Source organism: Helicobacter pylori (genome assembly GCF_014498195.1).
Lineage (GTDB): Bacteria > Campylobacterota > Campylobacteria > Campylobacterales > Helicobacteraceae > Helicobacter > Helicobacter pylori_DO.
The window spans coordinates 193,413-217,328 of record NZ_JACTGH010000001.1; the positions used below are offsets into that span (position 1 = coordinate 193,413).

Here is a 23,916-nt window from a genome sequence, read left to right on the forward strand (position 1 = left end):
AGATTGTGCAACACTTCAATTTCCTCTATAAAGATTCTTTATTTTCTATCGCTTTATTCACTTTCATTATCGCTCTTGTCATTCTATTAGAACAGGCTAGGGCGTATTTCACCCGAAAGAGAAACAAAAAATTTTTACAAAAATTCGCCCAAAATCAAAACGCTTACGCGAGCAGTGAGAATTTAGACAAGCTTTTAAAGCATGCTAAAATTTCCAGTTTGATGTTTTTAGCCAGAGCGTATTCTAAAGCGGATGTACAAATGAGTATTGAAATCTTAAAAGGGCTTTTAAATCGCTCCTTAAAAGATGAAGAAAAAATCGCTGTTTTAGATTTATTAGCTGAAAATTATTTTAGTGTGGGGTATTTACAAAAAACAAAAGACACCGTGAAAGAAATTTTGCGCTTTTCCCCAAGGAATGTGGGAGCGTTGTTGAAACTTTTGCATGCGTATGAATTAGAAAAAGATTATTCAAAGGCTTTAGAGACTTTGGAATGTTTGGAAGAATTAGAAGTGCCTGAAATTGAAACGATTAAAAATTACCTTTATCTCATGCATTTAATAGAGAACAAAGAAGATGCGGCTAAAATCTTGCATGTTTCAAAGGCGTCGTTAGATTTGAAAAAAATCGCTTTAAATTATTTAAAATCTTATGATGAAAAGCTTTTTTGGCAAGAGATTGATGCAACCGAACGGCTAGAAAATGTGATCGATCTTTTATGGGATATGAATATCCCTGCTTTTATTTTAGAAAAACACGCCCTTTTGCAAGACATTGCGCGATCTCAAGGGCTGCTTTTGGACAACAAACCTTGCCAAGTTTTTGAATTAGAGGTTTTACGCGCTCTATTGAATAGCCCTATGAAAGCGAGTCTGACTTTTGAATACCGCTGCAAGCATTGCAAACAAATCTTTCCTTTTGAAAGCCATAGGTGTCCTGTGTGTTACCAGTTAGCGTTTATGGATATGGTGCTTAAAATTTCTAAAGAAAGCTATGAGAGTGGATTAAATGCAAGAAATTGAAATTTTTTGCGATGGTTCTTCTTTAGGCAATCCCGGGCCAGGCGGGTATGCGGCGATTTTACGCTATAAGGATAAAGAAAAAATCGTCAGTGGGGGCGAACATTTCACCACGAATAACCGCATGGAATTAAGAGCGCTCAATGAAGCGTTAAAAATTTTGAAATGCCCATGCCATATCACGCTTTATAGCGATTCGCAATACGTGTGCCAAGCGATCAATGTGTGGCTAACTAACTGGCAAAAAAAGAATTTTTCTAAAGTCAAAAATGTGGATTTATGGAAAGAATTTTTAGAAGTTTCTAAAGGGCATTTGATTGTGGCTGTTTGGATCAAGGGGCATAACGGGCATGCCGAGAATGAACGCTGCGATAGCCTCGCTAAATTAGAGGCGCAAAAACGGGTCAAAACGACCACTTAAAGGGAAAAACGATGAAAAACAAACGCTCTCAAAACAGCCCTTATGTAACGCCTAATAACCCTTATCTAACGCTAGAAAAAGCTTTGGGGTATTCTTTTAAAGACAAGCGTTTATTGGAGCAAGCCTTAACGCATAAATCATGCAAGCTCGCTTTAAACAATGAGCGCTTGGAATTTTTGGGCGATGCAGTGTTGGGTTTGGTGATAGGGGAGTTGCTATACCATAAATTCTATCAATACGATGAGGGCAAACTCTCTAAATTAAGGGCTTCTATTGTGAGCGCGCATGGTTTTACGAAATTAGCGAAAGCGATTTCTTTACAAGATTATTTGCGCGTTTCTTCTTCTGAAGAAATTTCTAAGGGGAGAGAAAAACCCTCTATCCTGTCAAGCGCTTTTGAGGCTTTAATGGCTGGGGTGTATTTAGAAGCGGGGTTAGCTAAGGTGCAAAAAATCATACAAAATTTACTCAATCGCGCTTACAAGCGTTTGGATTTGGAGCATTTGTTTATGGACTATAAAACCGCTTTACAGGAATTAACCCAAGCGCAATTTTGCGTGGTCCCCACTTACCAATTGCTCAAAGAAAAAGGCCCCGATCACCATAAAGAATTTGAAATGGCTCTATACATTCAAGATAAAATATACGCAACCGCTAAAGGCAAAAGCAAAAAAGAAGCCGAACAGCAATGCGCTTATCAAGCGCTTCAAAAACTGAAGGAAGCAAAATGAACACTTTGGGGCGTTTTTTAAGGCTCACGACTTTTGGGGAATCGCATGGGGATGCGATAGGGGGGGTGTTAGACGGCATGCCTAGCGGGATTAAAATAGACTATGCGTTATTAGAAAATGAAATGAAGCGCCGCCAAGGGGGGAGGAATGTTTTCACTACACCACGAAAAGAAGACGATAAAGTGGAAATAACAAGCGGGGTTTTTGAAGGTTTTAGCACAGGGACGCCCATAGGGTTTTTAATCCACAACCAAAGGGCTAGGAGTAAGGATTATGATAACATTAAAAACCTTTTTAGGCCTAGCCATGCGGATTTCACTTATTTTCATAAATACGGCATCAGAGATTTTAGGGGTGGGGGGAGGAGTTCGGCCAGAGAGAGCGCTATAAGAGTGGCTGCTGGGGCGTTTGCTAAAATGCTTTTAAGAGAAATCGGTATTGTTTGTGAAAGCGGGATTATAGAAATAGGGGGCATTAAAGCCAAAAATTATGATTTCAATCACGCCTTAAAAAGCGAGATTTTTGCCCTAGATGAAGAACAAGAAGAAGCGCAAAAAACAGCCATTCAAAACGCTATCAAAAACCACGATAGCATAGGGGGCGTGGCTTTGATCAGGGCAAGGGGCACAAAAACCAATCAAAAACTCCCCATTGGCTTAGGTCAAGGGCTATACGCTAAATTAGACGCTAAAATCGCTGAAGCGATGATGGGGCTTAACGGGGTGAAAGCGGTTGAAATAGGCAAGGGGGTAAAAAGCTCTTTACTAAAAGGATCAGAGTATAACGATTTAATGGATCAAAAGGGGTTTTTGAGCAATCGTAGCGGAGGGGTTTTAGGGGGCATGAGCAATGGGGAAGAAATTATTGTTAGAGCGCATTTCAAACCCACGCCAAGCATTTTCCAACCTCAACAAACCATAGATATTAACAATCAAGAATGCGAATGCTTGCTAAAGGGCAGGCATGATCCTTGCATTGCGATTAGAGGGAGTGTGGTGTGCGAGAGTTTGCTTTCATTGGTGTTAGCTGATATGGTATTACTCAATTTGACTTCAAAAATAGAGTATTTAAAAACGATTTATAATGAGAATTAAACGAAATTGGATACAATCAGCTTAAAAAGGATATAAAGTGGAAAAATTACCTAAAAAACGAGTTTCTAAAACCAAATCACAAAAACTTATCCATAGCCTAACCACCCAAAAAAACAGAGCCTTTCTCAAAAAAATCAGCGCTAATGAAATGCTTTTAGAATTAGAAAAAGGGGCGTTTAAAAAAAATGAAGCCTATTTTATTTCTGATGAAGAAGATAAAGATTACGTTTTAGTGCCGGACAATGTGATCTCTCTTTTGGCAGAAAACGCCAGAAAGGCTTTTGAAGCCAGGCTTAGGGCGGAATTAGAAAGGGATATTATCACCCAAGCGCCGATTGATTTTGAAGACGTGCGCGAAGTTTCTTTGCAATTGTTAGAAAATTTACGCCAAAAAGACGGGAATTTGCCCAATATCAACACCTTAAACTTTGTCAAACAAATCAAAAAAGAACACCCTAATTTATTTTTTAATTTTGACAACATGTTCAAACAACCCCCTTTTAATGAGAATAATTTTGAAAATTTTGACAATAGCGATGAGGAAAATTTTTAATGCAAACCATTGATTTTGAAAAATTTTCACAATACTCCAAGCCCGGGCCGCGATACACCAGCTACCCCACGGCGGTGGAGTTTAAAGAAAATTTTAATGAAGAGAGCTTAAAAACGGCGTTTTTTAACCATGACAACCTCAAAAACCCCATGCCTTTATCGCTTTATACGCATTTGCCCTTTTGCAGGAGCGCGTGTTATTTTTGCGCATGTTCTGTCATTTACACCAGTTTAGAAGAGAAAAAAGTCCGCTATATCAGCTACCTTAAAAAAGAACTCGCCCTTTTAAAAAATGCGATGGACACTAACAGAGAAGTGGCGCAATTCCACTATGGCGGCGGCACGCCGACCTTTTTTTCGCCCATTCAATTAGATGAAATCACGCAAAGCATTCAAGAAGTTTTCCCTAATTTCAGCAAAGATATTGAAATGAGTTGTGAGATTGACCCTAGGCATTTCACTAAAGAACACATGCAAACCTTGTTTGATAGGGGGTTCAACCGCTTGAGTTTTGGGGTGCAGGATTTTGATTTTGAAGTCCAAAAAGCCATTCACAGGATCCAACCTTTTGAAATGGTTCAAGAATCCGTGAAGCTCGCTAGAGATTACGGCATCAAATCCATTAATTTTGATTTGATTTATGGCTTACCCAACCAGACTAAAGAGAGTTTTTTAAAAACCTTGGAGTCAGTTTTGAAACTAAATCCGGACCGATTAGCGGTGTTTAATTACGCGCATGTGCCTTGGGTGAAAAAAACGATGCGTAAAATTGATGAAACCCTATTGCCAAGCCCTAGAGACAAGCTAGAGATTTTAGAATCCCTTATTAGTTTTTTAGAAAAAGCCAACTACCAAATGATAGGCATGGATCATTTCGCTAAAAGCGATAATGAGTTGTATCTGGCCCTTCAAAAAGCGGAGTTGCACCGTAATTTTCAAGGCTATACCACTAAGAAATTCACTCAAACCATTGGTATTGGCGTTACGAGCATTGGCGAAGGGGGCGATTATTACACGCAAAATTATAAAGACTTGCACCAGTATGAAAAAGCCCTTGATTTGGGTCATTTACCGGTAGAAAGGGGTGTAGCGCTCAGTCAAGAAGATGTGTTAAGAAAAGAAGTGATCATGCAGATGATGAGCAATTTAAAACTGGATTACTCTAAGATTGAAGAAAAATTTTCTATTGATTTTAAAGCGCATTTTAAAAAAGAATTAGAAAAATTAAAGCCTTATGAAGAAGCGGGCTTGCTTTCTTTTAACGCTAAAGGCTTTGAGATGACCAAAACAGGGGGCATGCTCGTAAGAAACATGGCTATGGAGTTTGACGCGTATTTGCGTGGGGGCGAAAAACATTTCAGTAAAACGCTATGAATGAAAATATTTTTGAAGAAGTAGGGGACGCTTGCGTTAAATGCGCTAAATGCGTGCCAGGTTGCACCATATACCGCATTCATAAAGACGAAACGACTTCGCCTAGAGGCTTTTTGGATTTGATGCGCCTAAACGCTCAAAACAAGCTCAAATTAGACACGAATTTAAAACACCTTTTAGAAACTTGTTTTTTATGCACCGCTTGCGTTCAAACTTGCCCCTTTCATTTGCCCATAGACACTTTAATAGAAAAAGCCAGAGAAAAAATCGCTCAAAAGCATGGCATCGCTTGGTATAAAAAATCCTATTTTTCCCTTTTAAAAAACCGCAAAAAAATGGATAGGGTGTTTTCGGTGGCGCATTTTTTAGCCCCTTGTATTTTTAAGCAAGTAGGGGATAGTTTAGAGCCTAGAGTGGCGTTTAAAGGCTTATTCAAACGCTTTAAAAAAAGCGCTCTGCCTCCCTTAAATCAAAAAAGTTTTTTACAAAAGCATGCAGAAATGAAGCCTTTAGAAAACCCCATTCAAAAAGTGGCGATCTTTATAGGGTGCTTGAGCAATTACCATTACCAGCAAGTGGGGGAAAGCTTGTTGTATATTTTAGAAAAACTCAACATTCAAGCGATCATCCCTAAGCAAGAATGCTGCTCAGCGCCTGCGTATTTCACCGGCGATAAAAACACCACGCTTTTTTTAGTGAAAAAAAACATAGAATGGTTTGAAAGCTATTTAGATGAAGTGGATGCGATCATTGTGCCTGAAGCCACATGTGCGAGCATGCTTATTAATGATTATTACAAGGTGTTTTTAGGCGAAACAGATAAGGATTTGTATGTGAAGCGCTTGGAAAAGATCACGCCTAAAATCTATCTGGCGAGCGTGTTTTTAGAGAAACACACCCCCTTAAAAAACCTTTTAGAAAAAATCCCTAAAGGTAAAAAAGAGGTTATCACTTATCATAACCCTTGCCATGCTAAAAAAACCCTAAACGCTCACAAAGAAGTGCGCAACTTGCTCAATTCGCATTATGAAATTAAAGAAATGCCAGACAATTGCTGCGGTTTTGGGGGGATTACGATGCAAACCGAAAAGGCGGAGTTTTCTCTAAAAGTGGGGCTTCTTAGGGCTAAAGAAATCATAGACACCAAAGCTAGAATTTTGAGCGCAGAATGTGGGGCATGCCACATGCAGCTTAACAACGCCTTAAAGTCTTTAGATGACCCTAACACCCCCTCTTTTTCACACCCTTTAGAACTCATCGCTAAAGCTTTAAAAAGCGCTGAATAAAAAGCCTTTTTAACCCCACTTTCCAACATCTTTTTATATAATGTAAAACTTTATAACACTATTATAAGGAATGAAAAATGCAAGAAATCAGCGCCTACGAACTCATTAAAGAAAAACTGCACGCCATACCTAACCTTCGCCATAAAGGGAGCTTGTTTGAAAAAATTTCTAAGCAATTTTTACAAGAGCATGACAGCGCTAACGAATACGAGTCTATTGATCTTTGGAACGATTGGGAATTAAGAGGGAAGGAGCGCGATAAGGGGATTGATATAGTCATTACGACCTCAAACAAAGAATACATCGCCGTGCAATGCAAATTCCATCAAAATAGCATCTCATATAACGACATTTCACCTTTTTTAACCCAATTGCAAAGCGGGGTGGGGGAGGTTAGGTTTAAAAAAGGGATCATCATCTCCAGTTCTCATTTAACCTCTGAAGCCCTTAAAGCAATTGAACAAATCAGAAGCACAGGAATGGGGATTGACATTGATGAAATCACTGAAGAGGATTTCATTTATTCTCGCATTGATTGGGAAAAGTTTGATCCCACAAAAACCGAAGACGAAATCCCCTTATGCGATAAGAAAAAGCCACGTTCCCACCAAACAGAAGCGATTGAAAAGACTAAAGAGTATTTTTCTAACCCCAAAAACGCTAGAGGCAAGCTCATTATGGCATGCGGGACCGGCAAAACCTACACTTCTTTAAAAATCATGGAAGCTTTAGATCCCAAGATCACGCTTTTTTTAGCGCCAAGCATCGCTTTGCTTTCTCAAACTTTTAGAGAATACGCGCAAGAAAAAAGCGAGCCTTTTTACGCTTCTATCGTGTGCAGCGATGATAAAGTCGGGCAAAGTAAGAACGAAGACAATGACGATATTAAATTTTCTGAGCTCCCTATAAAGTCCTCCACCCGCCTTGAAAACATTTTAAGCGTTTATGAAAAAGCGCAAAAAGAAAACAAGCGCTTCATTATCTTTTCAACTTATCAAAGCGCGTTGCGTATTAAAGAAGCGCAAGAAGCGGGTTTGGGCGAAATCGATCTCATCATTTGCGATGAAGCCCACAGAACGGTAGGGGCTATGTATTCTAGTAATGAAAGGGACGATAAAAACGCTTTCACGCTTTGCCACAGCGATGAAAATATCAAAGCTAAAAAACGCCTGTATATGACCGCCACGCCTAAAGTGTATAGCGAAAGTTCTAAAGCTAAAGCCAAAGAGAGCGATAACGTTATCTATTCCATGGATGATGCGGATACTTTTGGCGAAGAAATCTATACGCTCAATTTTGAAAGAGCGATCGCTTTAGATCTCTTAACCGATTACAAAGTCATCATTTTAGCGGTGCGTTCAGAAAATTTAAGCGGCGTTACTAACAGCGTGAATAAAAAGATCAGCCAGCTCAAAGCCGAAGGCACTAAATTAGATAAAAAGCTTATTAATAACGAATTTGTGTGTAAGATCGTTGGCACGCATAAAGGGCTAGCCAAGCAGGATGTGATCGCTTTAGACGATGAAAACAAAGAAGACAACGACTTGAAAAACAAAAGAGACACCTTTTTTCTCAAAGAGCCATAAGCTTTTGTAAAAGCATACAAACGAGCAAGAATATCAAAGACTCCTTTGAAACGATCATGGAATGCTATGATGAAGAGCTGAAGAAAAAGAGTTTTAAAAACCTAGAAATCAAAATCGATCATGTTGATGGCACCATGAATTGTAAGGAGAGGCTTGACAAATTAGAAAACTTGAACCAGTTTAAACCTAACACTTGTAAGGTTTTAAGTAACGCCAGGTGTTTGAGTGAAGGGGTGGATGTCCCAGCGCTTGATAGCGTTATCTTTTTTGATGGCAAAAGCGCTATGGTGGATATTATCCAAGCGGTGGGTAGGGTGATGCGAAAAGCCAAAAACAAGAAAAGAGGCTATATCATTTTGCCTATCGCTTTAGAAGAGAGTGAAATTGAGAACTTGGATGAAGCCGTCAAAAACACCAATTTCAAAAACATTTGGAAAGTGATAAAAGCTTTAAGAAGCCATGATTCAAGCCTCGTTGATGAAGCCACTTTCAAAGAAAAAATCAAAATCTTTGGGAGCGATGATGCAAGCAATTTAGACGATGAGGAAGAGTTGCAAAAAGATAAAACCGAGCAATCCGATCCCAAACAAGCCCAAAAAACCCTTTTTGACGCTATCTTATTGCAAGATCTAGCGGACGCTGTGTATAACGTCATGCCCACTAAATTAGGGGACAGGAACTATTGGGAAAATTTCGCCAAAAAAACGGGCAATATCGCAAGAACCTTGAATAATCGCTTGAAAGATATTTTTGAAAAAAACCCTGAAATTTTCCACGGCTTTTTGGATTCCTTAAGAGGCAATGTCCACCAAAGCATCAAAGAATATGAAGCCTTAGATATGATCACCTCTCATATCATCACTAAGCCCATTTTTGATGCGCTTTTTGGGGACAATATTAAAAACCCTATCGCAAAAGCCTTAGATAAAATGGTTTTAAAACTCTCCGATCTAGGGCTAGAAGGGGAAACTAAAGATCTTAAAAACCTCTATGAAAGCGTGAAAACAGAAGCCATGCGTGCCAAAAGCCAAAAAAGCCAACAAGAACTCATTAAAAACCTCTACAACACTTTCTTTAAAGAAGCCTTTAGAAAGCAAAGCGAAAAACTAGGGATCGTTTATACGCCTATAGAGGTGGTGGATTTCATCTTAAGGGCCACTGACGGCATTTTGAAAAAGCATTTTAATACGGATTTTAACGATCAAAGCATCACGATTTTTGACCCATTCACCGGCACCGGGAGTTTTATCGCCCGGTTGCTTTCAAAAGAAAATAATCTCATTAGCGACGAAGCCTTAAAAGAGAAGTTTCAAAAAAATCTGTTCGCTTTTGACATCGTGCTTTTATCTTATTACATCGCTTTAATCAATATCACTCAAGCCGCGCAAAATAGGGACAGCTCGTTAAAAAATTTCAAAAACATCGCGCTCACGGACAGCCTGGATTATTTGGAAGAAAAAAGCGCTAAGGGGGTAATCCCTGGCTTTGAAGATTTGAAAGAAAACCAAGAAATCAAAACCACTATGGAAAAGCAAAACATCAGAGTCATCATCGGCAACCCGCCTTATTCAGCCGGTGCCAAAAGCGAAAACGATAACAACCAAAACCTAACCCACCCTAAGCTTGAAAAATTAGTTTATGACACTTATGGCAAAAATTCCACCGCCAGAGTGGGGGCAACCACACGAGACACGCTCATTCAAAGTATGCGCATGGCGAGCGATCTTTTAAAAGATAAGGGGGTGGTAGGCTTTGTGGTGAACGGGAGTTTTATTGACTCTAAAAGCGCGGACGGGTTCAGGAAATGCGTGGCCAAAGAATTTTCGCATCTTTATGTATTGAATTTGAGGGGCAATGCTAGGACTTCAGGGGAGACTTTTAAAAAAGAAGGAGGGAAAATTTTTGATAGCGGATCAAGAGCGACGATAGCGATTATCTTTTTTGTCAAAGACACAAGCGTGAAAAATAGCACGATCCATTACTACGATATTGGGGATTATTTAAAAAGAGAAGAAAAACTCAATCGGCTCGCTAACTTTTTAAACCTAGAGGCAATCGCTTTTGAAACCATCATTCCGAATAATAAAGGCGATTGGATCAACCAAAGGAATGACGCTTTTGACAAACTCATCCCTTTAAAAAGAGATAAAACACTCCAAAACGACAGCATTTTTGATCTCAATTCTATTGGTGTGGTGAGCGGGCATGATCCTTGGGTGTATAACTTTTCGCCAAACGCTTTAAAACAATCGGTGCAAAACTGCATTGACACCTATAACGCTGATTTGAAGCGCTTTAATGCGCATTTCAGGGAAGCTTTCAAACAACGCGCCAAAGGCGTCAAATCAGACAAACTTTATAAACACCTCAACGACCAAGAAATCACCACCGATAAAACGAAGATTGCTTGGGTTCAAAATCTTAAAATGCAACTGATAAAAGGGAAAAAACTTGATGATTTTTCACAAGAAAAAATCTCTGTTAGTTTGTATCGCCCCTTTAATAAACAATATTTTTACTATGAGCGAGAGCTTGCTTGGAGTTTTTATTTAATGAAAAAAATTTTCCCGGATAAAAGCGCGCATAATGTGGTGATTAATACCAGTTCAATGGCTTCAAGAAATTTTTCTTGCTTGATTGCAAACGAGATTACTGATTTCCAAACAATGGCGAACACCCAAGCTTATCCCTTGTATTATTATGATGATTTGGGGAATCGCCATTATGCTATCAGCGGCTATGCGCTCAACCTGTTTAGGAGGCATTATAAAGATAATGCTATCACTGAAGAAGAGATTTTTTATTACATTTATGCGATTTTCCACCATAAAGGCTATTTGGAAAAATACAAAAATTCCCTCGCCAAAGAAGCGCCGCGCATCGCTTTGAGCGAAGATTTTAAGGAACTCTCTATTCTTGGCAAAGAATTGGCCGAATTGCACCTGAACTATGAGAATGGGGAAATGCACAAGAGCGTTAAACATAACCTACTAGAGAACGCCGAAGTGGAGGGCTATTATGATGTGGTTCAAATGAAAAAGGATAAAAAAGGGGATTGCATCCTTTATAACCAAAATATCACCATCACTCAAATCCCCAAAAAAGCCTTTGACTATGTGGTGAATGGCAAAAGCGCGATTGACTGGGTGATCGAACGCTATCAAAAGACTACCGATAAAGACAGCTTGATTGAAAACAACCCGAATCATTACGCCGGCGCGGAAAATACATTTTTGAACTCCTTTGTAGGGTCATCAAACTCTCTGAAAAAAGCGTGGATTTGATTGAAAAGATCAGCAAGAAGAGGTTTGAGTGATGGATACTAAAAATTGCGCAACAAGCGCTTGAAAGTTATAAAGAAAGAAGGATTACCCTTTTTTCTTAAAGTTTATCCCAAAATCCCCCCAAAAACAGAAAAAATCGCAGAGCCAAACCGCTAAAACCCCTTAGAAAATTTAAAATTTTAAGTTTTAGGGGTGTTTTTCTTAAGAATTTAGGTTTTTTATAGATTATTATGTTATTATTATACGAAATGTAGACTTTTAGAAGGAAAAATGTTGTATGAAAAAGTTTGTAGTGTTTAAAACGCTCTGTTTATCGGTAGTGTTAGGTAATAGTCTTTTGGCAGCAGAAGGTAGCACAGAAGTGCAAAAGCAATTGGAAAAACCAAAAGATTATAAAGCAGTGAAAGGCGAGAAAAACGCTTGGTATTTGGGGATTAGCTATCAAGTCGGTCAGGCTTCACAAAGCGTTAAAAACCCCCCCAAAAGCAGTGAATTTAACTATCCTAAGTTCCCTGTGGGTAAAACCGACTATCTGGCCGTTATGCAAGGCTTAGGGCTTACTGTGGGTTATAAGCAGTTTTTTGGGGAGAAGAGATGGTTTGGTGCACGCTATTACGGCTTTATGGATTATGGGCATGCCGTGTTTGGGGCGAACGCTTTGACATCAGATAATGGTGGGGTGTGCAAACTCAATGAGCCATGCGCGACCAAAGTAGGGACAATGGGCAATCTGTCTGACATGTTCACTTATGGTGTGGGTATTGACACTTTGTATAATGTCATCAATAAAGAGGATGCGAGTTTTGGATTCTTTTTTGGGGCTCAAATCGCGGGCAACTCTTGGGGTAATACGACAGGGGCCTTTTTGGAAACTAAAAGCCCTTATAAGCACACTTCCTATAGCCTTGATCCGGCGATTTTCCAGTTCCTTTTTAATTTAGGGATCCGCACCCATATTGGCCGGCATCAAGAATTTGACTTTGGCGTGAAGATTCCCACTATCAATGTTTATTATTTTAACCATGGGAACTTGAGCTTCACTTACCGCCGTCAATACAGCCTTTACGTAGGGTATCGTTACAATTTCTGATTTAAAACGCTTGTTTTTCTCTAATTGAAGTTTTTCAATTAGAGTTTTCTTGCATAGACCACCGCTTTCTTTTGAAACATTTTGAAAGTTTTTTGAAAATTAGAATTAAAACCTTTTTGATCATGTTATGATAATCCAAAAATTTAATAAGGATTAAGCATGCCCTATTCTTCTAAAGTCCAATCCCTTTCAGAATCCGCAACGATCGCTATCAGCACGCTCGCTAAAGAATTAAAATCGCAAGGAAAAGATATTCTAAGTTTTTCAGCGGGCGAGCCTGATTTTGACACCCCACAAGCGATCAAAGATGCGGCTATAAAAGCCCTAAATGACGGCTTTACGAAATACACTCCAGTGGCTGGTATCCCTGAATTGTTAAAAGCGATCGCTTTTAAATTGAAAAAAGAAAACAACTTGGATTATGAACCGAGTGAAATTCTGGTGAGCAATGGCGCTAAGCAAAGCTTGTTCAATGCGATTCAAGCCTTAATAGGGGAGGGCGATGAGGTGGTTATCCCTGTGCCTTTTTGGGTAACTTACCCTGAGCTTGTGAAATACAGCGGAGGGGTGAGTCAATTCATTCAAACCGATGAAAAAAGCCATTTTAAAATCACTCCCAAACAGCTTAAAGACGCCTTAAACCCCAAAACAAAAATGCTCATTCTCACCACCCCATCAAACCCTACCGGCATGCTTTATAGCAAGGCGGAATTAGAGGCTTTGGGCGAAGTTTTAAAAGAGACCAAAGTTTGGGTGCTTAGCGATGAAATTTATGAAAAGCTTGTTTATAATGGGGAGTTTGTTTCTTGCGCAGCGGTGAGTGAAGAGATGAAAAAACGCACCATTACCATTAATGGCTTGAGCAAGTCAGTGGCGATGACAGGTTGGCGTATGGGCTATGCGGCGAGCAAGGATAAAAAATTAGTCAAATTGATGAATAACTTGCAAAGCCAATGCACTTCCAATATCAATTCTATCACGCAAATGGCTTCTATTGTGGCACTTGATGGGTTGGTGGATAAGGAAATTGAAACGATGCGTCAGGCTTTTGAGAAGCGCTGTGATTTAGCCCACGCAAAAATCAATGCGATTGGAGGGTTGAATGCTTTAAAACCTGATGGGGCGTTTTATCTGTTTATCAACATTGGCGGTCTTTGTAGGGGGGATTCGATGCGATTTTGCCATGAATTGTTAGAAAAAGAAGGCGTGGCGTTAGTGCCTGGAAAGGCTTTTGGATTGGAAGGCTATGTTCGTTTGTCTTTTGCATGCTCAGAAGAGCAGATTGAAAAGGGGATTGAACGCATCGCTCGCTTTGTCAAATCAAAGGGATAAAAAGAATTTTTATTTAAAAGGGGGATTTTAATCTTGTTTGGAATTTTATATTGTAGTTAGTGGCGTAGCGTGGTATAATGGTTAGATTTAAAAGTTTGAAAAGTGCGGTTTTCATAACTAAATGAATTTTTGATAAAGAAATAAAGGAATCATGGTTGTAGGATCTGAAGAAATGGAAAATGCAGATAATGGGTGTTTTATGCCTATTATTAGTAGTGAAAAAGATAGCGAAATATTTTTTTCTAAATTAAGTGGTACTGAACTTTTAATAGCATATTTAAACAATAAAGGCTATACCCCATCTAATAAAATTTTTTACTATAAAAACTCTCTTTTAGATAGCGGTCTGTTATCTATATTTTTCAAAGATAGCTCTTATAATATCAATCTTAATCTAAAGAGTTATCTCAAAGACAGTAGGTATCCTAAAAATTTTTCTTACGCTTTCCATCTTTTTTTTACTAATGATAATAATAATTTATCTATTCATATAGGTTGTGAGTGTGTTAATATAGATTTTATTCGAGAAGATTTTATAAGTGATAACACTAAATATTACAATCGTATTGTTTTTGAAATTAAATACAATTTAAATGAAGAAGACAAACAATGTTTGATTGAACTTGTTCCCATAAAATACAACAATAATCTATCTTATTCCACAAAAGAAGAAAATCAATTTAAAAAAGAAGGTTTAACACCACTAATTCTTAAAGCTTTTGAGCATAGCCATATAAATGTGAAACATAAACATAGGGAAAAAGAATTAGAAATTCTATTTTTTGAAAGCAAACAAGAACTTTATAACTCTATTAACAAACCCTAAATGAAGCACCCCCTAGAAGAATTAAAAGACCCTGTAGAAAATCTTTTGCTATGGATTGGGCGCTTTTTGCGTTACAAATGCACAAGCCTGTCTAATTCCCAAGTGAAAGACCAAAACAAGGTTTTTGAATGCTTGAACGAATTCAATCATGCGTTCATCAATTCAAGCCAATTAGAAAAAATTTGCAAAAAAGCCCGCAGTGCCGGATTATTAGGTATCAATACCTATGCACTGCCCCTACTCAAATTTTACGAATACGCTCAAAAGCTTTCTTTAAAATCGCTCAAAAGCATTGATGAAGTCATGCTGGCTGAATTTTTGAGTATTTATACCGGGGGTTTGAGTTTAGCTACTAAGAAAAATTACAGGATCGCCCTGTTAGGGCTTTTTAGCTATATAGACAAGCAAAATCAAGATGGAAATGAAAAATCTTATATCTATAATATCACGCTTAAAAACATCAGTGGAGTCAATCAAAGCGCAGGCAACAAGCTCCCTACTCATTTGAATAATGAAGAATTAGAAAAATTTTTAGAGGGCATTGATAAAATAGAAATGTCCGCTAAAGTGCGCGCACGAAACCGCCTGCTCATTAAAATCATCGTTTTTACAGGCATGCGTTCTAACGAAGCCTTACAGCTTAAAATAAAGGATTTTACTTTAGAAAATGGCTGTTATACGATTTTGATTAAAGGTAAGGGCGATAAATACAGAGCGGTGATGCTCAAAGCTTTCCACATTGAGAGCCTTTTAAAAGAATGGCTCACAGAAAGGGAATTGTATCCTGTTAAAAACGATTTATTGTTTTGCAACCAAAAAGGCATGGCTTTAACGCAAGCGTATTTGTATAAGCAAGTGGAACGCATCATCAATTTTGCAGGACTCAGGCGGGAGAAAAATGGGGCGCACATGTTAAGGCATTCTTTTGCGACCTTGCTTTATCAAAAACGCCATGATTTGATTTTAGTTCAAGAAGCTCTAGGGCATGCGAGCTTGAATACGAGCAGGATTTACACGCATTTTGACAAAGAGCGTTTAGAAGAAGCGGCGAGCATTTGGGAAGAAAATTAAAACACCCCCCTACTCCCTTAAAAAAAGGATTTTTACCATAGAATAACCAAAACCCCATTTTTTAAGAAATTAAAAAATTTTTAGCTCGCTCATTTAAAATTTTGCTTTCAAATTCCAACAGCCACTTTTTGACTTCTATGCCCCCATTATACCCCCCTAAAGCGCCATTTTTACGCACCACTCTATGACAAGGCACGATCAAAGAAATAGGGTTATTATGATTAGCGTTGCCAATCGCTCTGCAAGATTTAGGGTTATTAATGAGCTTTGCGATTTCATCATAACTTTTTGTCTTGCCATAAGGGATAGTTAATAACGCAGACCAAACTTGTTTTTGAAAAGAAGTCCCTATCAAATCTAAAGGCGCATCAAATTCAAAAAGTTGTCCCAAAAAATAGCGCTCCAAGGCTTGAACGCTGAGTTTTAATGGGGCATTCATAGGGGTGTTATGAGAAAAATGGGTCGCATCAAAGTCCAGCCTTAATAAATGGCTCTCATTAGCGCACAAATGCAAATACTCTAAAGGGAAACTCTTAGGGGTCTTAAAATAGTAGTGGTATAAAATCATCAAAAAAAGATTTTGTATAAAATAATCAATAGCGACAAACCATACACCCCTAAAATCAAAGCTTTATGCATCTTTTCATTCAAAAGCCCCATGATCCATTTAATCCCAATGCTCACGCCCATAACTGAGCCTAAGCCCACAATCGCCCCTGCTAAAAGCACTTCTTTATTGATGATGTGGTGATACATTAAAGAAAAAGCTCCTGAAATGGAAGAAAACAAGATAAAAAATAACCCTAACGCCACGCATTTTTTAGAATCATACCCTAAAAAATAATGCATCAAAGGCACCATGAGCATCCCCCCACCAATCCCTAAAGTGATAGCAAAAAACCCTGTGAGCGCGCCAATTAAAAATAATTTCAAACCTTGCAAATGGTAGCGTTTAGTATCCGCTATCAAATCTTTTTTTTTGGGTTTTAGAACAAATTGGATCATAGAATACACGACTAAAAAAGCGAAAATAACCATTAAAATTTTACTGGAAACGATTTTTAAAATGAAACCGCTAAAACTCGCCCCTATCAGCCCCCCTGCCCCTATCAACAAGCCTAAAGAAAAATCAAGCGATTTTTTTTTGAAATTCAAAACAGAGCCAACAAACGATGAAAGCGCCATTTGCAAAATGGAAATGCCGATGGATTCTTCAAAAGAATGCCCGGTTGCGAGCATGATAGGGACAATGATCATCCCCCCACCAATGCCAAAGATCCCTGATAGAATGCCAGTAAAAAGCCCTATCGTTATGTATAACGCATAAATATCCATAAAAACCCTTAAAAAAGTAAAACCCCCCTATAAACCTCTCTAAAAGAAAATTAAAAATAACCCTATTCTAATCAAACGCTAATAACCAACCCCCCTAAACAACGCTTTTAAAAGTCATGCTTTTATTGGTCTGTTTTGTTTTTACAACACAAAGCATGCGAATCATCATTGGGTTCGCTAAGAGAGAGGTTTCTCAATTCATAAGCCAATTTGATAGACGCCGCAGCGTCATCCAAACCAAACCCCCCTTGAGCTAAAATCTGTTTGTAGCTTTCTATATACAGGTTATCAAAGCTTTGCGTGAGATTGACTTCTTCACCCTCTAGGATCATTTTATGATAAACTTTTTCTTTAGCCACTCCCATGTGTTCTGGATTGATGGAAAAAAACCATCTTATTTTGGCATGCTCTAAAAAGAGTATCCCGCACACGCAATCAGGCTCTTCTCTATTGATAACCTTGTCTTTAACGCCTCCAAACAAATACAATAAAGCATCAAAGATATTCACTCCCATTTGAGTGGCTAGCCCCCCACTCCTATTCACATCCGCCCGCCATGAAGAAAAATACCATTTCCCTTGAACGCTGATATAAGTGAGCGTGATGTCAAACACCTTTTCAGGGTTTTTGTCTAATTCGCTTTTAATTTTTTCTTTTAAAGCCAGCGTGTCGCAATGCAAGCGCAAAGGCAAAAGACTGAACACCCTTTTTTGGTGTTTCACCTCTAAATCTTTTAATTCCTGTATTTCGCTAGGGTCTAAAACTAAGGGTTTTTCACAAATCACATGCATGCCGTTTCTTAACCCGAAACGGATGTGATCAAAATGCGTGTGCGTGGGCGTGCAAACGCTCAAATAGTTGATTTCTTTACCCATAGCCTTAGACTGCTCTAAATGCTTTTCAAAATCTTCAATATTGGTAAAAAACTCTGATTGCGGGAAATACTCATCTAAGACCCCCACACTATCATGAATATCAAAAGAGCAATCCAAAAAATGCCCCGTGTCTCTAATAGCCTGCAAGTGCTTGGGAGCGATAAACCCCCCTGAACCAATCATAGCAAAAAGCATTCATCTTCCTTAAATAATTTTGAATCTCATTTTAGCAAAGATTAGCTTATTTAAGCTTATATTATTGGCAATTGAAACACTCCACCGATCGATCCAACACGCTTTTTTCATCTATACTAGGGCTTTCGCTGCGCAAATAATAAGTGGATTTGAGTCCTAATTTCCAAGCGAGCGTGTAGATTTCATGCAAGGTTTTACCGCTGGCGTTTTCTATGCGTAAAAACACATTAATGCTTTGGCCTTGATCGATCCACTTTTGGCGTACGGCCGCTGCTTTAATCAAATCTTTAGCGTCAATATCATAGGCTGATGTGTAAAAATTCCAGGTTTCTAAATTCAAATTAGGCACTACCACTGGAATTAGCCCGCTCAAATTTTCTTCAAACCATTTTTTCTTATAAATGGGTTCAATCGTTTGGGTTGTGCCCACTAAAATAGAAATAGAGCTAGTAGGAGCAATCGCCATTAAATAGCCATTACGCATGCCATTGGCTTTGACTTTTTCCCTCAAACCTTGCCAATCGCAAGCGTGGTTAAAAAGCCCTTTTTCGGTGAGCTTTAAGGCTTCATTATTGGCTTTATCAATGGGGAAAATCCCCTTACTCCATTCTGAATTTTCAAAATCCTTATAAACCCCTTTTTCTTTCGCTAAATTCGCGCTCGTGTCAATCGCATGGTAGCTGATTTGCTCCATTAAAGCGTCAATTTTTTCTAAATGCTCTTTAGACCCCCAAGCGATTTGATGTTCTGCGAGCATTTGCGCTTCACCCATAACCCCTAACCCTATGGCTCTATTTTGTAAATTGGTGGCTTTGACTTTGCGGTTGGGGTAGAAATTCAAATCAATCACATTGTCTAAAAGCCTAACCATGATCGGCACAACCCTTTTAATGTCTTCTTCAGTGTTGATCTTGCTTAAATTGATGCTCGCCAGATTACACACCGCCGTTTGTCCGTCTTTAGCGACTTTAGTAGCGATATAGATTGGCTTGCCCTTAAGAATATCCGTGCTAGTGAGCTTGTTAGCGCATTTAGTGATATTACTATCTGTCGTTACCAACTCTTTTTCTTCAAAAAAATCTATGGCGCCATCGGTGTATTCTATTTGCATGTAGTAGTGGTTGGGTGCGGTGTTTTGAAAAATCTCCGTGCATAGATTAGACGATCGAATGATTCCTGCATGAGCGTTTGGATTGCACCGATTGGCGTTATCTTTAAAGGCTAAGAAAGGCAAACCGGCTTCAAAATAATTCATTAAGATTTTTTTCCATAAATCTTTAGCGTTAATGTATTCCTTAATGATTTTGGGATCTTTTTCATACTCTAAATAGCGTTTTTCAAAATCCTGCCCATAAAGCTCAGTCAAATCTTTACACTCATAAGGGTCAAACAAAGTCCACATCGCGTCTTCTAAAACCCTTTTCATAAACAAATCGCACACCCAAAGAGCCGGGAACAAATCATGCGCTCTTCGCCTTTCATCGCCGCTATTTTTCCTTAAATCAATGAACTCCATCACATCAATGTGCCAAATTTCCAGATACACCGCAATCGCACCCTTTCGTGTGCCTAATTGATCCACCGCAATCGCCACATCATTAGCGATCTTTAAAAAAGGGATCGTGCCAGCGCTCGCATTTTTATGCCCATCAATATAACTCCCAATAGAGCGCACCAAAGAAAAATCCCAACCAATCCCTCCGCCGTATTTGGACAACAATGCCATTTCCTTATAGCTGTCAAAAATCCCCTCAATATTATCCGGCGTGCTGCCAATATAGCATGAGCTTAGCTGGTGTTTGGTGGTGCGAGCGTTCGCTAGAGTGGGGGTCGCGCACATCGCTTCAAACTTGCTTAAAACTTCATAAAATTCTAAAGCGATTTTATTGGGTTCTTGTTCGTTTTGCGCTAAAAACATCGCAATGCTCATAAACATGTGCTGGGGCAATTCAATAGGGTTGTTGTTAGCGTCTTTTAACAAATAGCGATCATACAAGGTTTTAATCCCCAAATAATTGAATTGGAAATCCCTTTCAGGCCTAATCTGGCTGTTTAAAAACTCTAGATCAAATTTTTCCTTAAAGCCCTTAAGGATGCGGCCCTTTTCTTCAGCGTTTTCAAAATACTCTTTCAAATGCCTATACCCTGTAAAACCGCTCACTTTATGGTATAAATCATACAAAAAAAGCCTTGAGGCGACAAAGCTCCAATTAGGCGTGTCAATATCTATCTTATCCACAGCGGTTTTAATCAAAGTTTGTTGGATTTCTTCAGTAGTGATCTTGTCCCTAAATTGCAACCTCGCATCCACTTCCAGCTCACTTTGGCTCACGCCCTCTAAATTGTCCGTGGCGTCCTTAGTGTATTTTTGGATTTTGGTAATGTCTAAAGGCTCAATGCGCCCGTTTCGTTTAACCACCGTAATCAAAATTTTTCCTTTAAATCAAATCATTTTCTTTTAAATTTGGCATTGTATCAATAAAAAACTTAAGAAAAAGAAAAGTTCAAGTTGGATCTGCTCTATTAATGAGAATGATTTTTAAAGTTTTTTAATTTTTTTATACCCCTCCATTTAATGACATTTGGGTTAAATCACCACCCTAATTTAGCGCAAAGCCTAGAACAAATCCCAAAAACACACACAAGGCCAAGAATGACCAAACCCTCTACAAGGAAGTTGCTAGGATGCCCGCAATACGCCGAAACCTCATGGATAGCGGCAATAAAGGGCATCGTTAAGAGCATCATATAAAAATCCCTTAGTCTTGCTCCCCACACAACATTATAAAACGCGCCAAAAAACCTAGCCTTAAAAATGGCTTTGAGAAACCTAGGGTATCTTACTGGGAAAGATTTATAACAATCCCTACCTCGTGGGTCAAATAAAAGGTTAGACAACAAAGCCGCTATTAGACCCACTAGCCACATATAATAGCTATTTTTAGGGTCAAAAATCGAATCGCTAGCTGAACCATCTATGTCATAAAAAATCCTAGCGTTTATGGAGATACATATCGTATAGACTAGAGCCACTGCCCATTGATATTCCCAATCGCTCAAACGATTTTTGACATTCATGCTCTCTCCTTTCTTGCCCAAAGCTACCTATCATACACGAAATGACGATCATAGGTGGGTTCTCTTGGAGCTTGCGGCTCTCTATCAACGCCACGGATATAATCTTCTACCCTATCGCCTATTTCACGACCAAATTCTCTCCCTACTCCACCACCAAAAGCTCCACCAATGCGACCACCCCAAGTGCTACCAGCAGGACCACCAACGACTCCACCCACTGCACCTCCGACAGCTACTCCCATTGCACCACCCACTGCACCCCCAACAGCTCCTCCTAAAAATCTGCCTAATTCACCCCTTGCTTCTATTCTAGGACCAGCTACAGCCACATTAGCCATTGCACCGCATGAAACCACTACACAACTAAATGTTCTTAATCCATTCATAACAAATCCTTTCATAAAATTGAGATTCAAGGCATGTTTGGCGCACCTTGATAAGAATATTTATACCACAATCCTATTAGAATCATTGTTATAGATCATAAAAATATCACAAAAAGCTCAATAAGTGTTTTGTTTCTACACAAATTACAGGATTAAGGTAAATAATTGAGAATAAAAAGAGAACTTTTTAAAACATTGCAATTTTTTCTGTAAAAGCGATTTTTCAAACTCTTTAAGATTTCTTAAAAAACTTAAAATACCCGTTTTCAATGTTGGTTTGAGGGGCGCGTGAAAGGCTCAACGAACCGCTAGGAATGTCTTTAGTGATGGTGGTGCCGCTGCCGATTAAGACATTAGAGCCGATATTTATGGGGGCAACTAGTTGGCTATCGCTCCCTATAAAGACATTTTCACCGATGATCGTTTGGTGTTTCTTTTTACCATCGTAATTGCAAGTGATCACGCCAGCCCCTACATTGGTGTTTTTCCCTATCTCACAATCCCCTAAATAGCTCAAATGCCCTGCTTTAGCGCCTTGAAGTTTAGCGTTTTTAGTTTCTACAAAATTCCCCACATGGCTATTACAAATCACGCTTTTAGGACGCGCATGGGCAAACGGCCCCACACTACTATTAATGATCTGGCTCTCTTCTATCACGCTATAAGCCTTAATGCGTGCATTTTCTATCAAACAATTCCCACTCAAACGCACCCCTTGCTCTAAAACGCACTCCCCCTTAAAACTCACGCCTTTTTCTAAATAAATACTATTAGGCAATTGCATCACTACCCCCAAGCCCATGGCGTTTTTTCGCAGTCTTTCTAGCATGATTTCTTCAGCTTTCGCCCTTTCTGTTTGGCTATTCACCCCTAAAAAGCACTCTTCTTCTAAAAAAATAGCGTCAATTGTTTCGTTTTCGTTGATTCCTAGAGCGATTAAATCCGTGAGATAATATTCTTTTTGGGCGTTTTGGTCATGGAGCTTGGGTAAGTATTTTTCTAAAAACTCCCTTTCAAACCCATACACGCCAGCATTCACGCTTTTAATTTCTTTTTCTTTGATATTAGCGTCCTTTTCTTCTACAATCTTTTTAACCTGATGGTTTTCTAAAACAACGCGCCCATAACCTTTAGGGTCAGCCAAATGGAGTAAGCCTATAGCGTTATTATGGCTTTCTAATAAAGGGGCGAGAGCGTCTTTAGTGATTAAGGGCATGTCCGCATTCAAAATCAAAACCCGCTCATGTTGAGTGGGGATAGGCGTTTTATCTTCTTGCATGATGGCCCCACCTGTCCCTGAATATTTTTCCACGATTTGAGTGTGAAAAATCACGCCCTTAAAACGCTTCAACACCGCTTCTTTAATGCGTTCTTGTTGGTGGTGCAAGACAAGATGCACATCATCGCTGATTGAAAAAGCCGTTTCTAAAATGTAAAACAACATAGGCTCCCCGCAAATCGTGTGTAAAGTTTTAGGCAGGCTAGAATGCATGCGAGTGCCTTTACCAGCGGCCAGTATGATGACAGAAAGCATTAAAATCCTTTTTTTAGGGAATTTTAACATGCCTTATCTTATAATTTGGCTTTGTTTCATCAAAGATTTAAGGCTAGAATTTTGCGTTTTTTCATTTTTTTAATCCTCATTTGCCCTTTAATATGCCCTTTAATGAGCGCTGATAGCGCGCTACCCAGCGTCAATCTCTCTTTAAACGCTCCTAATGATCCTAAACAGCTTGTAACCACCCTTAATGTCATCGCCCTACTCACGCTTTTAGTTTTAGCCCCGTCATTGATTTTAGTGATGACGAGTTTCACCCGTTTGATCGTGGTGTTTTCTTTTTTAAGGACCGCTTTAGGCACGCAACAAACCCCACCCACTCAAATTTTAGTTTCGCTCTCTTTGATATTGACTTTTTTTATCATGGAACCTAGCCTAAAAAAGGCTTATGATACAGGGATTAAGCCTTATATGGATAAAAAAATTTCTTACACCGAAGCGTTTGAAAAAAGCGCTCTGCCTTTCAAGGAATTCATGCTTAAAAACACACGAGAAAAGGATCTAGCCCTTTTTTTTAGGATTAGAAACCTCCCTAACCCTAAAACCCCTGATGAGGTGAGTTTGAGCGTTTTAATCCCGGCATTTATGATAAGCGAGTTGAAAACAGCGTTTCAAATCGGCTTTTTACTCTACTTGCCTTTTTTGGTGATTGATATGGTGATCAGCTCTATTTTAATGGCGATGGGCATGATGATGCTCCCGCCTGTAATGATTTCTCTGCCTTTTAAAATTTTAGTGTTTATTCTGGTAGATGGGTTTAATCTATTGACCGAAAATTTAGTAGCGAGTTTTAAAATGGTTTAATATCAAACATTCAAGCTAT

18 protein-coding genes and 2 pseudogenes are annotated in these 23,916 nt (G+C 38.9%); 13 read left to right on the forward strand and 7 right to left on the reverse strand.

What is annotated here, in order from left to right:
- Positions 1-5: 5 nt before the first annotated feature.
- The 12 genes and pseudogenes from H7N67_RS00870 to xerH all read left to right on the forward strand — a co-directional run bounded on the left by H7N67_RS00870 (position 6) and on the right by xerH (position 15,666).
- The gene (locus H7N67_RS00870; RefSeq protein ID WP_187938742.1) at positions 6-1,022 is read left to right on the forward strand and encodes a tetratricopeptide repeat protein; all 1,017 of its coding nucleotides are present in this window, start codon (positions 6-8) and stop codon (positions 1,020-1,022) included.
- Positions 1,009-1,495, forward strand: a pseudogene (gene rnhA, locus H7N67_RS00875) (ribonuclease HI). Before H7N67_RS00870 ends, rnhA begins: the two are co-directional and overlap by 14 nt.
- Complete coding sequence (gene rnc / locus H7N67_RS00880) at positions 1,452-2,171, forward strand: ribonuclease III (protein ID WP_187938744.1); 720 nt, start codon at positions 1,452-1,454, stop codon at positions 2,169-2,171. Before rnhA ends, rnc begins: the two are co-directional and overlap by 44 nt.
- Entirely contained in the window at positions 2,168-3,265 is a 1,098-nt protein-coding gene (gene aroC, locus H7N67_RS00885) for a chorismate synthase (protein WP_187938745.1), read from the forward strand. Before rnc ends, aroC begins: the two co-directional genes overlap by 4 nt.
- Before the next feature lie 37 nt (positions 3,266-3,302).
- A complete protein-coding gene (locus H7N67_RS00890; protein ID WP_187938746.1) occupies positions 3,303-3,818 on the forward strand; it encodes a DUF2603 domain-containing protein in 516 nt (171 codons plus the stop codon).
- Positions 3,818-5,191 carry an oxygen-independent coproporphyrinogen III oxidase gene (gene hemN, locus H7N67_RS00895; RefSeq protein ID WP_187938747.1) on the forward strand — a complete coding sequence of 458 codons (1,374 nt, stop codon included), beginning with the start codon at positions 3,818-3,820 and terminating at the stop codon, positions 5,189-5,191. Before H7N67_RS00890 ends, hemN begins: the two co-directional genes overlap by 1 nt.
- Positions 5,188-6,477 (forward strand): (Fe-S)-binding protein, encoded by a 1,290-nt coding sequence (locus tag H7N67_RS00900; protein WP_187938748.1) that lies wholly within the window; start codon positions 5,188-5,190, stop codon positions 6,475-6,477. The genes hemN and H7N67_RS00900 overlap by 4 nt, the downstream gene beginning before the upstream one ends.
- Positions 6,478-6,554: 77 nt before the next feature.
- Positions 6,555-11,379 (forward strand): annotated as a pseudogene (locus H7N67_RS00905) (type ISP restriction/modification enzyme).
- A gap of 245 nt (positions 11,380-11,624) precedes the next feature.
- Positions 11,625-12,437, forward strand: coding sequence for an outer membrane protein (locus tag H7N67_RS00910; RefSeq protein WP_000714983.1), 813 nt, complete (start codon positions 11,625-11,627; stop codon positions 12,435-12,437).
- 159 nt (positions 12,438-12,596) lie between these two features.
- Positions 12,597-13,769: a pyridoxal phosphate-dependent aminotransferase gene (locus H7N67_RS00915; protein WP_187938749.1), complete on the forward strand. Its 1,173-nt coding sequence runs from the start codon at positions 12,597-12,599 to the stop codon at positions 13,767-13,769.
- A gap of 172 nt (positions 13,770-13,941) precedes the next feature.
- Positions 13,942-14,595: a hypothetical protein gene (locus H7N67_RS00920; protein WP_042636614.1), complete on the forward strand. Its 654-nt coding sequence runs from the start codon at positions 13,942-13,944 to the stop codon at positions 14,593-14,595.
- Entirely contained in the window at positions 14,596-15,666 is a 1,071-nt protein-coding gene (gene xerH, locus H7N67_RS00925) for a tyrosine recombinase XerH (RefSeq protein WP_187938750.1), read from the forward strand. It abuts the gene before it with no gap.
- A gap of 61 nt (positions 15,667-15,727) precedes the next feature.
- Here the strand turns inward: xerH and H7N67_RS00930 are convergent, their stop codons facing one another.
- The 7 genes from H7N67_RS00930 to glmU form a co-directional block, all read right to left on the reverse strand.
- The gene (locus tag H7N67_RS00930) at positions 15,728-16,234 is read right to left on the reverse strand and encodes a methylated-DNA--[protein]-cysteine S-methyltransferase (RefSeq protein ID WP_187938751.1); all 507 of its coding nucleotides are present in this window, start codon (positions 16,232-16,234) and stop codon (positions 15,728-15,730) included.
- The gene (locus H7N67_RS00935) at positions 16,234-17,001 is read right to left on the reverse strand and encodes a sulfite exporter TauE/SafE family protein (RefSeq protein WP_187938752.1); all 768 of its coding nucleotides are present in this window, start codon (positions 16,999-17,001) and stop codon (positions 16,234-16,236) included. The genes H7N67_RS00930 and H7N67_RS00935 overlap by 1 nt, the downstream gene beginning before the upstream one ends.
- A gap of 122 nt (positions 17,002-17,123) precedes the next feature.
- Complete coding sequence (locus H7N67_RS00940; RefSeq protein WP_187938753.1) at positions 17,124-18,071, reverse strand: Gfo/Idh/MocA family protein; 948 nt, start codon at positions 18,069-18,071, stop codon at positions 17,124-17,126.
- 61 nt (positions 18,072-18,132) lie between these two features.
- The gene (locus tag H7N67_RS00945; protein WP_187938754.1) at positions 18,133-20,499 is read right to left on the reverse strand and encodes a ribonucleoside-diphosphate reductase subunit alpha; all 2,367 of its coding nucleotides are present in this window, start codon (positions 20,497-20,499) and stop codon (positions 18,133-18,135) included.
- 164 nt (positions 20,500-20,663) lie between these two features.
- Positions 20,664-21,149, reverse strand: a complete 486-nt coding sequence (locus H7N67_RS00950; protein ID WP_187938755.1) for a hypothetical protein — start codon at positions 21,147-21,149, stop codon at positions 20,664-20,666.
- Between the two features lie 23 nt (positions 21,150-21,172).
- Positions 21,173-21,550, reverse strand: a complete 378-nt coding sequence (locus H7N67_RS00955) for a pantothenate kinase (RefSeq protein WP_187938780.1) — start codon at positions 21,548-21,550, stop codon at positions 21,173-21,175.
- A gap of 217 nt (positions 21,551-21,767) precedes the next feature.
- Positions 21,768-23,069, reverse strand: a complete 1,302-nt coding sequence (glmU, locus tag H7N67_RS00960; RefSeq protein WP_187938756.1) for a bifunctional UDP-N-acetylglucosamine diphosphorylase/glucosamine-1-phosphate N-acetyltransferase GlmU — start codon at positions 23,067-23,069, stop codon at positions 21,768-21,770.
- Positions 23,070-23,150: 81 nt separating this feature from the next.
- Here glmU and fliP point away from each other — a divergent pair, with 81 nt between their 5' ends.
- Positions 23,151-23,897, forward strand: a complete 747-nt coding sequence (fliP, locus tag H7N67_RS00965; protein ID WP_001210287.1) for a flagellar type III secretion system pore protein FliP — start codon at positions 23,151-23,153, stop codon at positions 23,895-23,897.
- Positions 23,898-23,916 lie beyond the last annotated feature (19 nt).

Coding starts and splice junctions, on each gene's coding strand:
- H7N67_RS00940 (WP_187938753.1), bottom strand. CDS start 18,071: ATGCTTTTTGCTATGATTGGTTCAGGGGGGTTTATCGCTCCCAAGCAC.
- H7N67_RS00900 (WP_187938748.1), top strand. CDS start 5,188: ATGAATGAAAATATTTTTGAAGAAGTAGGGGACGCTTGCGTTAAATGC.
- H7N67_RS00955 (WP_187938780.1), bottom strand. CDS start 21,550: ATGAAAGGATTTGTTATGAATGGATTAAGAACATTTAGTTGTGTAGTG.
- hemN (WP_187938747.1), top strand. CDS start 3,818: ATGCAAACCATTGATTTTGAAAAATTTTCACAATACTCCAAGCCCGGG.
- glmU (WP_187938756.1), bottom strand. CDS start 23,069: ATGCTTTCTGTCATCATACTGGCCGCTGGTAAAGGCACTCGCATGCAT.
- H7N67_RS00935 (WP_187938752.1), bottom strand. CDS start 17,001: ATGGATATTTATGCGTTATACATAACGATAGGGCTTTTTACTGGCATT.
- aroC (WP_187938745.1), top strand. CDS start 2,168: ATGAACACTTTGGGGCGTTTTTTAAGGCTCACGACTTTTGGGGAATCG.
- H7N67_RS00930 (WP_187938751.1), bottom strand. CDS start 16,234: ATGATTTTATACCACTACTATTTTAAGACCCCTAAGAGTTTCCCTTTA.
- H7N67_RS00950 (WP_187938755.1), bottom strand. CDS start 21,149: ATGAATGTCAAAAATCGTTTGAGCGATTGGGAATATCAATGGGCAGTG.
- xerH (WP_187938750.1), top strand. CDS start 14,596: ATGAAGCACCCCCTAGAAGAATTAAAAGACCCTGTAGAAAATCTTTTG.
- H7N67_RS00915 (WP_187938749.1), top strand. CDS start 12,597: ATGCCCTATTCTTCTAAAGTCCAATCCCTTTCAGAATCCGCAACGATC.
- H7N67_RS00920 (WP_042636614.1), top strand. CDS start 13,942: ATGGAAAATGCAGATAATGGGTGTTTTATGCCTATTATTAGTAGTGAA.
- H7N67_RS00910 (WP_000714983.1), top strand. CDS start 11,625: ATGAAAAAGTTTGTAGTGTTTAAAACGCTCTGTTTATCGGTAGTGTTA.
- rnc (WP_187938744.1), top strand. CDS start 1,452: ATGAAAAACAAACGCTCTCAAAACAGCCCTTATGTAACGCCTAATAAC.